We start from the raw sequence: 15,981 nt of genomic DNA on the forward strand, positions 1-15,981 counted from the left end.
AGCTAGAACTGGTTTAATGGCGATAAGCGATTTTACATCGTTTAAAGAGCGCGATTAAGTACATGTTTTCCAGTAGCTTTTCATAATATTTTGCGGTATAAATAGTAAGGTTTAAGAAACAATAGTAGTTTGGCGGATATCGTACCCAGCTACTTAATAAGCATCAATGACAAAAAACCTATCAAAATGGACGCATATACTGCCAAGGAGTCTCAGCAAAGTCTGATTCACCACTGCTAAGGACAGCAATCATGATCAAATCTACCACAGGTACTAACGCTAAGTTATCTACCGATGCTTCTCACTCAATGTCTATTACCAACCACAAACCCACGATGTCACGCTGCCTACTGTCAGTTGCTATTGCCAGTAGTTTACTGCTGGTTGGGTGCGGCGACGATGATAACGATATCATTGTTCGTAATGATACGTCAGTTGAGAGTATCAATTCGTTTAATACCGCGCAAATAGATGGCCAGTTTGGCCTAAATGGCACCGCTACCCCTGCTGCTAAATGTGATATCAAAATCGAAAAAGTTAGTTATCCGACGGTTGGCGCGGCAGGCGAGCGCACTAATGCGACCGCAGCTCTGATGTTGCCAAGTGGTGATGGTGCTGACTGCCAAGGCGACCGACCTATTTTGCTTTACGCTCATGGCACAACGACCGATAAAGACTATGACTTTACCCAAGTGGCCAACATTCAGAATCCAGCCGTTGGCGAGTCGACATTGATTGCCGCAAACTTTGCTGCACAAGGCTATATCGTGGTCGCACCAAACTATGCAGGTTACGATGACTCAGAGCTTGATTACCATCCGTACCTTGTCGCAGAGCAGCAAGCGACTGATATGGCTGATGCATTAGACAGCGCGCGTGAGATCATTGCCAGACAAAAGCGTGCCAATGACAGCGATTATGTGAACGTGGATGACTCAGGTAAACTTTTCATTAGCGGCTACTCACAAGGTGGACATGTAGCCATGGCAACTGCAAGGCTACTTGAGCAGAACAATGAGCCTGTTACAGCCATCTCACCTTCATCAGGGCCTTATGCATTGGCCGCGTTCGGTGATGCGATATTTGCAGGTAATGTGAATATTGGCGCTACCCGTTTTGCACCGCTTCTAGCGACAGGTTTACAGAAAGCTTATGGCAACGTATACAATAATACCACCGATATATTTACGGCAAACTATGCCAACACGCAACTACCAAGCTTATTAAGTTTTAGCCAGTTGGTCGCTGCAAATAAACTACCTGACAATGCCTTGTTTGAAGCAAAACCTACTAATAATCCTGTACTCGATCAACTACCAGATAGTGATTTACCTTTTGCATTCTTAGGTTTTGCAGATGATAATTATCTGATAAAAACGGATTTTCGCGCAGCTTATGTAACTGACGCTTTGCAAAATCCAGATAGTCTGGTAGCGAAAACTGGTGTATTACCAGCAGCGAATCCACAAAACAACTTACGGAAAGCCTTAAAAGATAACGATTTACGTGGTTATATTCCTAAAATGCCAACGTTACTGTGCGGCGGTAATCAAGACCCAACCGTATACTACGATCTAAATACAGGTTCGATGATGGCGATATTACAGCAGGCAAGTGCAGCCCCCAACGCTAACCTCAATGTTACTGTTCTAGATGTGGACGTCAGAAACAACCGAGGACAAGTAAAAGCGATTGGCAGCAGTGCTATGAGCAACCCATGGATGTCAACGAATACACTTGATAACGTTCAGGACAGATTCTCTACCACATTAACAGCCGTTCAAAATAAAGCTATAGCAGATGCTCGTGCCGCAGGGGTGACAGATCCAACAGCATTAGCACAAGCGGCAGGTGCTGCTATATTGTCAAGCTATCACGGTGGTCTGGTTAGCAGTGCTTGTACTCAAGCGACACGTGAGTTCTTTGAGCAAAACTTTAATTCAAGTGTTAATCCAACGTAGTATAAACAAGCGCTGATCTAATAGTCGTCAATAAATTATCAAAAACTGCATTCATTGAATGCAGTTTTTTTTGTATGTAGCGTCAGGTATTTATCATCACATCCACTAGCCAATCAGAAAGCTCGCCATTGAGAGTGTTTTAGCCTGTATTAATCTTTAGAAATATCACTGCGAATGAACCGCTTGGCTTGATTTTAATGGCAGCCAGAACCCCCTAAATCAGCAAATTTGTGCTAAAATAGCTTCTTTTATTAAACATTAAAACTATCGCTATTTTCCTATTGTTTTGCACGTGTAGCAGTGTTTTTTTATGGTATGTATTTTGATCATGACTGCCCATTTATGTGGCAGTATTTTTATATGATCTATGGGTGCCATAAGCGATGTGTCAACGTTAGAAAAAAATGTGAATGAAGGAGTGTATATGAGCGAATCGGTCAGTCCTATTGGCATCGTAGATGAACTAAAGCAGTCGTATTTGGATTATGCGATGAGCGTGATCGTCTCGCGTGCGCTGCCTGATGTGCGTGATGGGTTCAAACCTGTACACCGCCGCGTGATGTATGCCATGCACGTGCTATCAAACGATTATAATAAACCGTACAAAAAATCAGCCCGTGTGGTCGGTGATGTGATCGGTAAGTACCATCCACATGGCGATAGTGCCGTCTATGACGCCATTGTACGTATGGCGCAGGATTTCAGCTTGCGTTATCCAATGGTTGATGGTCAAGGTAACTTTGGCTCGATCGATGATGATCCTCCGGCAGCGATGCGTTATACCGAAGTACGTATGACCAAACTGACCCACCAGATGCTGGCTGATTTGGACAAAGACACAGTCGATTGGGAAGACAACTACGACGGCTCTGAGCGCATGCCAAGCGTGATGCCAGCGCGTATTCCTAACTTATTGGTCAATGGCGCGACGGGTATTGCCGTTGGTATGGCGACCAATATGGCACCGCATAACCTGACCGAAGTGATCAATGCGTGTCTAGCCTATGCTGAAAATCCACAAGTCTCAGCTGAAGAGCTGATGTCACATATCTCAGGCCCTGATTTTCCAACCGGCGGCATTATCTATGGCCGCGCGGGTATCTTAGATGCTTATCGTACGGGTAAAGGTCGTCTGCATATTCGTGGTCGTTATCATATTGAGCCGATGAGTAATACTGGTGTCAACCGTGACCGCGAGCGTATTGTATTTACCGAAGTCCCTTATCAGGCCAATAAAGCCAAACTGATCGAGCGTATCGCAGAGCTGGTTCGTGATAAGAAAATCGAAGGCATTAGCGAGATTCGTGATGAGTCTGATAAAGACGGTATGCGTATCGCTATTGACTTACGTCGCGGCGAGACTGCCGAAGTTATTGTTAATAACTTGTTCTTGCAAACGCCGCTTGAGTCTAGTTTTAGTATCAATATGGTCGCGCTCGATAATGGTCAGCCAAAGCTATTGACTCTACGTCAGCTTATCGCTGCATTTGTCCGTCATCGTCAAGAAGTGGTGACACGTCGTACGATTTATGAATTGAACAAAGCCCGTGTTCGTGGCCACCTGCTCGAAGGTTTAACGGTTGCACTAGCTAATATTGATGAGATTATTGCGACGATTAAAGCCTCTGCAAACCGTGGATTGGCACGCGAAAGTTTATTAAACAACACGTGGGGTTCAGGTAGTGTCGTTGCGATGCTTACTGCTGCTGGCAGTCAGTCAGTACGCCCTGAATTCATCGAAGGCGAAGATCCTAAAGCGCCTTTTGGTCTGATCGAGGGCGAAGAGCGTTATCGCTTATCACTTGAGCAGGTCAATGCGATTTTAGACATGCAATTGCATCGCCTGACAGGTCTTGAGCAAGACAAATTAACCGAAGAATACCAAGATCTACTGCGCGAGATTGCACATTTAGAGTCTATCTTAGGTGATTTTGATAAGCTAATGACCATTATCTCTAATGAGATGATTGAGATTCGTGATAACTTTGGTGATGAGCGTCGCACCGACATCATCGACTCACGTATGGATTTTAACCGCGAAGACCTTATTCCTGAGCAGACTGTTGTGATGACGGTATCGCGTACTGGTTATGCCAAAACTCAGCCGATTGACGATTATGTCGCGCAAAAACGTGGCGGTAAAGGTAAGTCTGCTACGGCAATGAAAGAAGATGATGTAATCGATCATTTAGTCGTGACCTCAACGCATTCGACTGTTTTGTGTTTCACTGACAGCGGGCGTGTCTTTAGCTTACGCGGGTTTGAAGTGCCGATTGCCAGTCGCGGTGCTCGTGGTCGTCCGTTGGTTAATTTGATTGGTTTAAATAGCGACGAAACCGTTACGACGATATTGCCAATTCCAAAAATTGTAGAAGATACATCAGTAGTAGGTGAGGTATCAGAGCATAGCAATGATGACGATTCGGTAGAAGATAGCAATCAAGCAGAGCCACCTTTCGTATTCTTTGCCACGGCTAATGGTACAGTGAAGCGCGTAGAGCTGAAGCAGTTTGCTAATATTCGCTCGAACGGCTTGATCGCGGTTGGTCTAGAAGATGGTGATAAATTGGTCAGCGCTCGTATTACTAATGGTAACCAAGAAGTGATGTTGTTTGCTTCAAGTGGTAAGGCGATTCGTTTTGATGAGAATGATGCGCGTGCGATGGGCCGTACGGCGAAAGGCGTCCGCGGTATGCGTTTGGCTACTGATGAATTCATCAAATCATTGGTCGTTATCGAAGATGATGTACATGAAATCCTAATTGCTTGTGAAAACGGCTTTGGTAAGCGTACCCTTATCGAAGAGTTCAATACGCAAAATCGTGGTGGTGGCGGTGTAATCGCTATTAAGACCAGTGAGCGTAATGGCGCATTGGTACGAGCGACCAAGGTTGACGCTACTGATGACATTATTTTAATCTCTGACAAGGGAACGCTAGTACGTACGCCAGTTGAGCATGTCGCTAGCTCTGGTCGTAATACTCAGGGTGTCACGCTCATTCGTTTGTCAAAAGATGAAAAATTAGTCGCTATGGCGCGTGTTGAGCACGAAGAGGGCGATGATGAATTAGTCGATGCGATGAAAGAAGATGGGACGTTTGATGTAGAAGGTCAAGAGCAGATAGATATCGATGCTGCAACTGACGATACCGCTTTGAGCGATGCCAATGACGCTATCGATATTGCCAACGATTACACATTGGATAATGATGCAGTAGACGATGACGAGTAATAGTCTTGGTAATTAGCTTTTCAGTCTAGTTTCTGATCATTGTCCTAGAAAAAAGCCTCTGACGTTATCGTCGGAGGCTTTTATTTTTCATTCACTTTTTCTTAATAATGTACATAGGGTTTTACTTTTAAGGCTGTTGTTATGCTTACGACCAATCAAACTTTTCAGGGAACTGTCGCAGCGGTATCGTCGAGCTTTTTATTCTCGATGATGTTTTTGTTTGGGCTATTTATGCTGCCCTTAACGGGAACACAGGTAGCCTCATGGCGAGTGCTGATGATGTTGTTAAGTTTGGTCATCTTGCTCAGTTTGACCAAGCAATGGCAACATGTCTTTGATTATATAAAGACGCTTAAGACCTTGAAAGAATGGCTGATATTTATATTGCCTGCACCGATATTAGGCGGCCAGATTTGGTTGTTTATGTGGGCACCCGTGAATGGATTTGGACTGGATGTCACCTTGGGCTATTTTTTATTGCCACTTGTGATGATTGTGCTTGGTCGGTTTTTTTATCGTGAGGATATGAGTGTCTTGCAGTATGCGGCAGCGATACTGGCAGCACTCGGTATTGGCTACGATATTTTTCAATATGGTTCGGTGTCTTGGGTGACGCTATTTGTATGTTTGGGCTATCCGCCGTATTATCTATTGCGCCGCACGCTTGCTGTACCGCCCATTACTGGCTTGTTGTTTGATTTGACATTGCTGACGCCAGTGGTACTGATCATGCTTTATCTCACTGGTGGTTTTAGTGTGGCGGCACAAAATATGAAGTTTTGGTACCTACTGCCATTGCTGGGTGCATTTAGTGCACTAGCAATGTCGCTGACGATGATTGCAAGTAGTAAGTTGCCGGTCTCATTATTTGGGGCGCTGAGTTATATCGAGCCGCTGCTGTTATTTGTGTTGTCCATTACAGTTCTGAGTCAAAGTCTCGATGAAGGTGGCTCGCTCTTTATGTACGGCATGATTACACTTGCCCTAGTGGTCATGATAATCGATAGTGCGATAGGCTATCTCGTTCGTCAGCGTAATGACCGCTTGCATGGATATAGAGAGCTTCAAATTGGCGGCTTTCCGCCGCGTCGTCATTTTATCAATCAGCGTATCGATGGTGTGCTAAAAGCGCATCGCTTTCGCAAAATTCGTCGTTATCAAAAAAAGATGGATAAGATACAGCAAAAACTCGAACAACTTGATGCAAAATAAGCACTTATATACATTAAATTTACTGGATGTAGAAATTAATACACTAGATGAAGAGTAGCATTGCTTATCTATTCCGACTTTGACATAATGCCGCCCATGATGTAGCAAGATACATTAAAAGCGTTTATCTTAGATTGCGCGACGACCTTATATGCAAAAGCCTCAGACGTTATCGTCTGAGGCTTTTGTTTTTTTTTAAAATTGCCAAGGATGTGCCCCAATCTCTAAAGGCTGTTGTGATGTTGACTACTAACCAAACCTCGCAGGGTACGATCACTGCTGTGGCTGCAAATTTTTTATACTCATTGCTGTTCCTATTTGGTTTGCTGTTGCAACCGTTATCAGGTACGCAAGTTGCTTCGTGGCGTGTGCTCACGATGTTTTTTAGTCTAGTGCTGCTAGTGAGTGTGCTAAAGCAGTGGCAGCATATTTTTGATTATCTAAAAACACTAAAAAACGCAAAAGAGTGGTTTTTATTTATATTACCCACTCCGATTTTGGGTGCGCAAATCTGGATGTTTATGTGGGCACCAGTCAATGGCTTGGGGCTTGAGGTGACGTTGGGCTACTTCTTATACCCAATGATTATGATCGTGGTCGGTCGCTTTTTTTATAATGAAGACATGAGCTTGCTACAGTGGGCTGCGATTATATGTGCAGGTCTCGGTATTGTTTACGATATTTTTGAATATGGCGCGATCTCTTGGGCGACTTTGTTTGTATGCTTGGGTTATCCGCCGTACTACTTGCTGCGTCGTAAACTGGCCGTACCGCCTATCACAGGCTTGATCTCTGATCTTGTATTGCTGCTACCAGTCGTATTGGTTGCGCTATATATGAATGGCGGCTTTGAGGTGGCAATCACCAATCATAAGCTTTGGTATCTATTGCCATTATTGGGCATCATCAGTACTGCTGCGATGTCACTAACGATGGTCGCGAGTCAAAAGCTACCTGTCTCGTTGTTTGGGACTTTGTGCTACCTTGAGCCGGTATTTTTATTCGTATTTTCGATTGCGATTTTGGATCGTAACTTACATGAAGGCGGCTCCATGCTGATGTATAGCATGATTTTTATCGCACTGCTGATTATGATTGCTGATAGCGCTCTGGGCTATCTGGCGCGCAAACGTGAAGACCGCTTACATGGCTACAATGAGCCACAAGTGGGTAGTTTTCCGCCGCGCCGCCGTCTCAAAAATCGCCGTATCAAAGGCGTGCTAATTGCGCACCGCTTTCGCCAAATCAAAAAATATCAGCAAAAGATAGATAAGATGACGCGCAAGATTGAAGCACTACATGTAGAATAATGCGGATGATTACCGTGTCCTAGATATATGTAGAGCTGACTTGTCAGGCCGTACTTTCGTCACAGTTCTACAAAGTTGCAGTGTCAAAGGGGCAAAAATTACGCTATTATCGAGAACAGTGGTGTCATATTTAATTCAAAACGTGGCGCCATATCCAAGAGATTATGGCTGATTTAAAACAATATATAACTAGGACGGTTTATGTTAACTCTGCATCATTTAAACAATTCGCGCTCGTTTCGTATTTTATGGCTACTAGAAGAGTTGGAGCTGGATTATGAGCTGACAACCTATGAGCGTACTAAGGCGTATCTTGCACCTGAGAGCTTAAAAAAAGTGCATCCGCTTGGTCACACGCCGGTGCTTGAAGTGGGTGATCGCGCTTTGGCTGAGTCAGGTTTTATCATCGAATATTTGCTCAGACACTATGATAAAGAACATCAGTTTAAGCCGACTGATGACAATGAAGCGGCGTGGGAAGATTATACTTTTTGGTTGCATTTTGCCGAAGCCACGGCGATGCCACAATTAGTCATGCGTCTGGTGTTTAGTAAAGTGGTTGAACGATCACCCATGCTCATCAAGCCAATCAGCAAAGGTATTCGTAAACAAGTTGAAGATGGCATGATCAACAATAATATTATCAACAACTTAAATCTGATGGAGCAGCATCTACAACATAGTCACTGGTTTGCAGGGGAGACATTCAGTGCTGCTGATATTCAAATGTATATCGTAGTCGCCGCCTCTAATGCGCGTGCAGGTATGGACCAATCTAAATACGCCAATCTATTGAACTGGCTCAAACGCTGTCAAGAACGCCCCGCTTTTAAGCGTGCTGAGGCAAAGGGCGGAACACCGCAGTTTTAATAGATATTGGTATAATTACTTAAACACCTCTCAATGCTTGAGGTGATATTAGATAAAAGGTTTTGTTTATTCATAAGCAAAGCCTTTTTTAGGATAAAACAATGACAGACTTGAATACATCGCATCATGCAAAAACAAAGAAAGACACAGATGCTAAGCAGTCGCTAGATCAGAACTTGCAAAGCAAGCAAACGGTTGATAACCAGCAAGTATCTATCAAATCTTGGTCACAGAAGCTGCTGGTTGTGATTCTGTGCGCCGCTAGTTTTTATGGTGGCTGGAAATCTTATGAATCTAATATGGTCAATGAATGTACAGCCAATGGTGGACAAATGGTTGACGGTCAAAAAACCATGATATGCCAACGGTCCTAACCCGTGCCTCTAATAAATAAAAGACATGACCTATGCTGAAATTAACCTTTTTGGGCACCTCCGCAGGCGTGCCAACCAAGCAGCGCAATGTAACGGCATTGGCAATCGAGTGCTTGAATCCTCATGCGTCTGGTTCATCAAAAGGCAACCAGCCGCATAGTAACAATCAAAATAGAAAGTCACGCCCGTGGCTACTCATCGATTGCGGCGAAGGCACACAGCAGCAATTACTGCATACCAAGCTCTCCTTCCATCAATTGACGGCTATTTGTATTACGCACGTCCATGGTGATCACTGTTATGGCCTGCCAGGATTGCTGGCGAGTGCCGCGATGTCAGGTCGCCGTGAGCCACTGACGCTCATTGCACCAAAAGCCATCTCGGCGCTGCTTGATGCCTTTATCCTACATACTGAACTATATCTGCCATTTACCCTCAACTTTGTGTCGATAGAGAACCTGTTGTCGCAAGAAGTTAATAAAGGTAAAGTAAAAATCGACTTGGATAATCAGCATCAGCTGATGATAGAGGTTCATCCGTTATCGCACCGCGTGCCATCTCATGGATTTAGTATCACGCAGACCATCAGCCATCGCACGCTTGACACGGACAAGCTCGTAGCAAATGGTATCCCAGCAAGTGCGCTGTGGGGCAAGCTACAACAAGGTGAAAATGTCATCACTGAGGATGGTCGACAATTGCGTTCAGCAGACTATGTTCATGATGATGTGCAGCGGACAAAAGTAGTAATAGCAGGGGACAATGACACGCCAGATTGCCTAAGCACCGCAGTTATGGATGCGGATTTGTTGGTGCATGAGGCCACTTATACGCACGAGGTCATGATGGCTATTCAAGCCAGAAACCCTGACTTTGATCCCATGCATAGCAGCGCGCACATAGTGGGCACATTCGCGCAAAAGATGAGCCTGAAAAATATCATTTTGACCCACTTTAGCGCTCGTTATCAGAGCTTTGACAATCCAGATAGCGAAACGCCAAATATGGCCTATATCCGCTTAGATGCGCAAAGTGTTTACCAAGGCAATCTATGGCTGGCAGAAGATTTTGCTCAATATACCGTCAATGGGGCTATCGACTTGGCAGATAATCAAGAGGGCAGTCAAAAGGAGAGTCGCGTGCAGTATGTAGGCTCTGCACGCAGCAATTAGGCATGACTGTAAAGAGATAGTTTCAAAGATATGGCTTAGTGGCTATGATTTACGGTCTTCAATAGCCAATTGTGTTTTGCCGCTCCAATAACGACTGAATTGATAAGCAACCCGACCTGAGCGTCCACCGCGTTCAGATGCCCAGCGCAAGGCGTCCATTCTGATTTTGTCAGGTAGATTTTCACCATCCACATCCATTTCAATATCAATATCAATATCAATGCGAGCTGAAATTTTCTGTTGCTCTAAGCGCAGATAATGCTGCACAATCTGTAAGTAAGTCTGCTGATCCATAGGATGAAAGGTCAAGGATAAGCCAAATCGATCCGATAACGACACGGTCTCGTCAATGGTCTCGTAAGGATTAACTTCATCCGTCTGCCCATTATAAATATTAAGATTGTCCTTCATCATCTGTGGTAGCAAGCGACGGCGGTTACTGGTGGCATAGACCAGTAGCTTGTCTTGCTCAGAGTCTAGCGCGCCATCAAGCACACTTTTTAGCGCCCGATAACTTTCATCTTGACCGTTAAATGCCAAATCATCACAGTAAACGATATAGCGACAAGCGCAGTCCGCTGGCAGCGCATTAATCGCGGCACGAATCTTGTCCAGCACCTGTAGATCATCACGCGCAATCTCGATAATGCGTAACCCTTCACTGTGATAGGCTTGTAGTAATGCGCGAATCAGCGAAGATTTGCCGGCACCGCGTGTCCCTGTCATCAGGACGTGATTGGCAGGATAACCTTTTAGGAACTGGCGGGTATTTTGTACCAGCTTTGCTTTTTGCACATCAATACCTTGCAAATCATCCAAACTCAAAAATAAATTGACAGACAAAGGCTGTAGGTGACCAGTACGTCCACCGACCCAGCGATACGCAAGCTGGCTTGGGTCAATCTTGATGGTTGGTGTGACGCGCTCTTGCAGATACTGACTAAGTAATTCTAATAAAGGGGCGGGCAGGGCGTAATTGTTAGACTGTGACATAATGACTCTAGCGGTAAAGTGGCGGTTGGGTAAAACGATAGTGCGCGATTGCGACTCTATAATATGATGAGAGATAATACTGTGAAAAATAGTGCCAGTAATTTGCCTATTAAACAAGCCTTGCAAGTGCAATCTGGACAACTATTGCCAGTCATTACCCAAGTATTATCAGAGTTACAATATGCCCAAATAGTGCATCAGCGTATCAGTAAACAATACAGAGAGGGAGGCACAGAACAAATCCAAGAGAGTAACACGCAAATTACCAAAAAACGCAGTAAGCAAGGCTATTATCAAGGTATAACGCGTGCACGCCATGTAGAGTATGGTAGCGTGATAATTAAATGGGAGCTACGTGCCACTTCAGTTAGACTTCAAAGTGTCTCAGATTTAACTCATGAAATAAGCGTGTTGCAAGCGTTATATACTTCGCAGAAAACCCAAGTTAGCTCTATTACGCCACCTCTATTGGCCTATCACAATGTAGAGATCTACACATTAGGACAGAGCCAGCAGTTAACGGTATTGGTCATGCCGCATTATAAAAACGGCAGCTTAGCTAAGCTGTTGAATCACCATGTGTCATTAACGCACTATCAAAAACATGACTTGATCAAAGAGTCTGCTCATTTAGTCTGCAACCTACACAACGCTGGCTGGCTTCATAATGATATTAAACCCAGTAATATCTTGCTCAGTGATAATCTAACGAGTCACGCTGACAGTGATTGTATAGTGCCTGACTTACTATTGACAGATTTTGCATTAGCCCAAAGAAATGATCAACCAAACGCAATAAATTTTTCTGGCGGAACACCAGCATATTTGGCACCTGAGCGCTGGCAGGGACAGAGAGTAACGATACAAAGTGACATCTATGCCTTCGGTATCATGATGGTTGAGATACTGATAGGGAAGCGACCATTTAATATAGACCTTCAAAGTAATCAATCCATGACAGATTGGGCCATTCAGCACTGCCAGCAGCCTATTCCAAAATTACCGTTAGAGTATACTCGCTATCAAAGTATTGTTGATAAAGCATTGGCAAAGCGAGTAGAGAAAAGGTATCAGAGTATGGAAGCTGTATTGTACGATTTAGAAAAGTTATAACTAGAAATACTAAATGACAGACACAAAAAAACCTGCTAAAAAGCAGGCTTTAATATTTGGTCTAAGATGTACTATCCGAAAATGGTGGGGCTGGAGAGACTCGAACTCTCACACCTTGCGGCGCCAGAACCTAAATCTGGTGCGTCTACCAATTCCGCCACAGCCCCATTTTCCGTTACTCTATCATCAAAAGCGATTAAGTTCAAACGCTATCTAGACAGTTAACTGATTCGGTAGTGCGTCTCAGTGGTTGGCTATTATATAGAGTTTGAATTTTTGGTCAACCCCTATTTGCGATTATTTTTAATTATTTTGCATTTATTTTTACGTATTTTTATAAATATTTGATATTAATGGTTTTTTAATATTGCGTTTTAAACCTTTATTTACTCTTTGGATGGCACTCTGGGTGCAGAGATATCTAATTGCTGCAATTTACGGGTTAGGGTATTGCGCCCCCAACCAAGTAAGCTTGCCGCTTCTATCTTTTTGCCACCACTATGGTTGAGTGCTGCTGTCAATAAAACCCGTTCAAACTCAGGCGTGGCCGTTTGTAGAATATCAGTTTCGCCTGTATTAAGAGATTGCTCAGCCCAAATAGCAAGCGCTTTTTGCCAATTTGGACTGGTAGGAGTTTGAGTAACTTGATCATTTTGGTTGTGATTATTTTGGCCGTGATTATTCAAGTCATCGTTATTTTGCAGTTGAGGATTCACTGTATTTGCTTGTGGTGATGATTCATGCTCTTGGTACAGCTCTGAGTCTAGAGGCGTGTTTTCTAATAGCTCTGGTGGCAAATCTGTCGCCATTACCGTATCACCAGTCGCCATCACTGTCAGCCATAGGCAAACATTCTCAAGTTGACGCACATTACCGCGCCAGTCAAAGGTCTGCATCATCTGTAAGGCCGCAGGATGCAAATGCTTCGGTGTTGTGTTCATTTGCTCGGCTGCGGACTGCATAAAGTAGGTCGCTAATGCAGGAATGTCTTCGGGACGCTTGCGCAGTGGTGGCAGCGGTAGACGAATGACATTAAGACGATAAAACAAATCTTCACGGAAACGATTTTGTTTTACTAACTCTTCTAAGTTTTGATGAGTGGCGGCGATGATACGGACATCTACTTGGATCGGCTGCTGTCCACCAACGCGGTAAAACTCACCATTGGCCAGTACGCGTAACAGACGTGTTTGGGTGCTAAATGGCATGTCGCCAATTTCATCCAAAAATAACGTACCACCATTAGCCTGCTCAAAACGTCCTTGGCGAGTTGTCGTTGCACCAGTGAACGCGCCTTTTTCGTGACCAAATAATTCAGACTCAATCAAATCATGTGGTATAGCTGCCATATTAAGTGCGATAAATGGTTGCTGTTTGCGCGGTGAGTGCTGATGCAAGGCACTGGCAACCAACTCTTTACCTGTTCCTGACTCTCCGGTAATTAAGACCGAGATAGGGGACTGTGCCAATCTACCAATAGCACGAAACACGGTTTGCATAGCTTGTGACTGACCAATGATACCGCTCGGATTGCTATTAGCTTTAGAGGCAGTTGTCACATCAGCTTTATTTTTGCTGTGTTTAGAGGGTGTACTGGTAGGTGCTTCAGGTTTTATATCACTGTTAGCGCGCGCGTCAGTCGCGATATGGGTATCGGACTCGTTCGAATAGTGAGCTATCGCCATATTTGGCTGGTAGTTGATTGCTTTATAGATAGTGGCAACAGCATCATCTAGGTCAAAAGGCTTTGGTAAGTATTCAAATGCACCGGTCTGATAGCTATTAATCGCAGAGGTGAGGTCTGAGTGCGCTGTCATAATGACAATCGGCATATCCGGAAAGTGCTGATGTACCCAGTCACTAAATGACAATCCATCCATCATTGGCATACGAATATCAGTCAATATTACGTCTGGCAGCTGTGTGGCTGACGCTTGCTGTTTTAGTGCATCATTGAGCCGAGTCCATGCTGCCTGCGCTTGGGTAAAACTGATAACGGTCAATCCAGCATCTTCAAACGTATCTGCCAATACCATACGCAGCGCTGCATCATCGTCGATTAACCAGAGCGTTGCAGGCTGATCGCTGGGTGCGTTGTTGACGGTGACTATTGGAGAGTGTGCATCGCTTTTAGGGTTTTGGTTGTCACTGTATTGGGTCATGTATCGGGCCTAATGAGCAATTGTTATTGTCGGTTTGGGATTGGATGCCTTACAATTTAGCAGTTTTATGCCGCCATGTGTTCTATGATTCAGCGACGGGCTGGGTAAAAGGCAGATATAGTGTAAAGCGTGTTTGTTTGCCGTTCGTCTCCTCTGTAGAGCTCACATCAATCATACCATGATGATGGCTGATAATATCTTGTACGATAGATAAGCCAAGGCCAGTACCTGCTGCACGGCTGGTCACCATCGGAAAAAATATTTGTCCGATAAGTGCCGGATCAATGCCTGAACCATTATCAGTGATAGTGATTTGCAGCACTTGCTTGTGCTGCTGGCCGACAATCGTATGCTGAAAGGCAACGCGCGTTTGAATGTGCAAGGTTGGCTGATAGGCAGTCTCTCTATCGGTCTGCACGTCGGTTGATGGTAATTCCTTAGACGCAGAGAGCTTGTGCTGTTGTAGCGTTTGCTCAAACTCAGTCATAGACTCACACGCATTATTCATAATATTTAAAAATACCTGAATCAATTGGTCTTTGTCAGCACACAACTCAGGCAATGACAAATCATAATCTCTCTGTATCGTCACTTGTGGGTATTGACTGACTACCAAGGTCAAAACATGCTCTAGTGGTTCATGGACATTCAGCGTTTGCCAGTTTGGCAGCTGGTTTGAGCCAAGCAGCTGAGCAATCAGGTGCGTCAAACGGTCAGTTTCTGAGATGATAATGTCGGTATAGTTACGCAGCTTTTGATTCATTTTTTGCAAATCATCGTTTGTGCCAGCGCTAGTGTCTTGTGAGATACTAAGCGCGTTAGAATGACTATTGGCCGCCGTCGTATTCGCATCACTGAATTTAATAAACTGCCTTTGCAATAACTGCGCTGCACCCCGAATGCCCGCAAGTGGGTTTTTGATTTCATGCGCGACCGACCGTAGCATGTGACGAGCAACCGCATATTGCTGCTGCTGGCGCTGCTCCTCTGAGATGCGACTTTGGCGGTCTTTGCCCCACATCTCGATAATAAAATACGACTGCTGCTCGTAGATAACAGGCGTCACGCTATAATCGACTGAGAGTAGTAGGTTGCCATTCAAAGGCGTTTGGATAACATGATCATGGTCAATGAAAGGCTGCTGGTAGTTTTGTGCTTGATTGAACCGCTCTGTCAAAGAGTAGAGGGGTTCATCCAGAGGTTTATTTTCACTATCATCACTGACATTGCCGATAGAAGCATTTTCTTTTAGTTTTAATTCATCGGGTGCCAATAGCGTCAAGATAGACTGGTTGATTAACCTCCCACTACTAATAGCCAGTAATTGCTCTGCTTGAGCATTTAAACGGGTTATCGATAACTGATCATTGACCCACAAAATAGCGGTGAATAGATGCTGTGATACGAATGCTAAATCAGGGGTAGTTTTGGTGGTGATAAAATCAGCAGTCATGGATAATGCCCATAAAAATAGGATGTTTGAATCAATATTTAACCATAAATCAAGACTATAGAGCGGCAAAACTGGTGATTTTTGCAAAAAAAACGTACAATGCGCTCAGCCAATTTATCTCTAGCAAGG

Annotated in this window: 11 protein-coding genes and 1 tRNA gene; 8 read left to right on the forward strand and 4 right to left on the reverse strand. The window is 44.3% G+C overall.

Annotated features, from left to right (window positions below; genetic code table 11):
• Positions 1 to 251: 251 nt before the first annotated feature.
• The 7 genes from JMX83_RS10090 (at position 252) to JMX83_RS10120 (ending at position 10,131) form a co-directional block, all read left to right on the forward strand.
• Positions 252 to 1,961 (forward strand): alpha/beta hydrolase family protein, encoded by a 1,710-nt coding sequence (locus tag JMX83_RS10090; protein WP_201601310.1) that lies wholly within the window; start codon positions 252 to 254, stop codon positions 1,959 to 1,961.
• Positions 1,962 to 2,385: 424 nt separating this feature from the next.
• On the forward strand, positions 2,386 to 5,193 hold the full coding sequence (gyrA, locus tag JMX83_RS10095; RefSeq protein WP_201601312.1) for a DNA gyrase subunit A: 2,808 nt from the start codon (positions 2,386 to 2,388) through the stop codon (positions 5,191 to 5,193).
• Between the two features lie 141 nt (positions 5,194 to 5,334).
• Positions 5,335 to 6,405 carry an EamA family transporter RarD gene (gene rarD / locus JMX83_RS10100; protein WP_201601315.1) on the forward strand — a complete coding sequence of 357 codons (1,071 nt, stop codon included), beginning with the start codon at positions 5,335 to 5,337 and terminating at the stop codon, positions 6,403 to 6,405.
• A 239-nt stretch (positions 6,406 to 6,644) separates the two neighbouring features.
• A complete protein-coding gene (gene rarD, locus JMX83_RS10105) occupies positions 6,645 to 7,715 on the forward strand; it encodes an EamA family transporter RarD (RefSeq protein WP_201601319.1) in 1,071 nt (356 codons plus the stop codon).
• Positions 7,716 to 7,916: 201 nt separating this feature from the next.
• Complete coding sequence (locus JMX83_RS10110) at positions 7,917 to 8,585, forward strand: glutathione S-transferase (RefSeq protein WP_201601322.1); 669 nt, start codon at positions 7,917 to 7,919, stop codon at positions 8,583 to 8,585.
• A 101-nt stretch (positions 8,586 to 8,686) separates the two neighbouring features.
• Complete coding sequence (locus JMX83_RS10115; protein ID WP_201601324.1) at positions 8,687 to 8,959, forward strand: hypothetical protein; 273 nt, start codon at positions 8,687 to 8,689, stop codon at positions 8,957 to 8,959.
• A gap of 32 nt (positions 8,960 to 8,991) precedes the next feature.
• Positions 8,992 to 10,131: a ribonuclease Z gene (locus JMX83_RS10120; protein WP_201601326.1), complete on the forward strand. Its 1,140-nt coding sequence runs from the start codon at positions 8,992 to 8,994 to the stop codon at positions 10,129 to 10,131.
• A 42-nt stretch (positions 10,132 to 10,173) separates the two neighbouring features.
• Here the strand turns inward: JMX83_RS10120 and JMX83_RS10125 are convergent, their stop codons facing one another.
• A complete protein-coding gene (locus JMX83_RS10125; protein WP_201601328.1) occupies positions 10,174 to 11,124 on the reverse strand; it encodes an ATP-binding protein in 951 nt (316 codons plus the stop codon).
• Between the two features lie 63 nt (positions 11,125 to 11,187).
• On the opposite strand from JMX83_RS10125, the gene JMX83_RS10130 reads away from it, so the two are divergent.
• Positions 11,188 to 12,237 (forward strand): serine/threonine-protein kinase, encoded by a 1,050-nt coding sequence (locus JMX83_RS10130; RefSeq protein WP_227675813.1) that lies wholly within the window; start codon positions 11,188 to 11,190, stop codon positions 12,235 to 12,237.
• An 82-nt stretch (positions 12,238 to 12,319) separates the two neighbouring features.
• Here JMX83_RS10130 and JMX83_RS10135 read toward each other — a convergent pair.
• From JMX83_RS10135 to JMX83_RS10145, 3 genes are all read right to left on the reverse strand, one after another.
• A tRNA-Leu gene (locus JMX83_RS10135) sits at positions 12,320 to 12,404 on the reverse strand.
• 219 nt (positions 12,405 to 12,623) lie between these two features.
• On the reverse strand, positions 12,624 to 14,399 hold the full coding sequence (locus JMX83_RS10140; RefSeq protein ID WP_201601330.1) for a sigma 54-interacting transcriptional regulator: 1,776 nt from the start codon (positions 14,397 to 14,399) through the stop codon (positions 12,624 to 12,626).
• 82 nt (positions 14,400 to 14,481) lie between these two features.
• Entirely contained in the window at positions 14,482 to 15,852 is a 1,371-nt protein-coding gene (locus JMX83_RS10145) for a two-component system sensor histidine kinase NtrB (RefSeq protein ID WP_201601332.1), read from the reverse strand.
• Positions 15,853 to 15,981: the final 129 nt, after the last annotated feature.

The organism is Psychrobacter piscatorii (assembly GCF_904846415.1).
Classification (GTDB): Bacteria; Pseudomonadota; Gammaproteobacteria; order Pseudomonadales; family Moraxellaceae; genus Psychrobacter; species Psychrobacter piscatorii.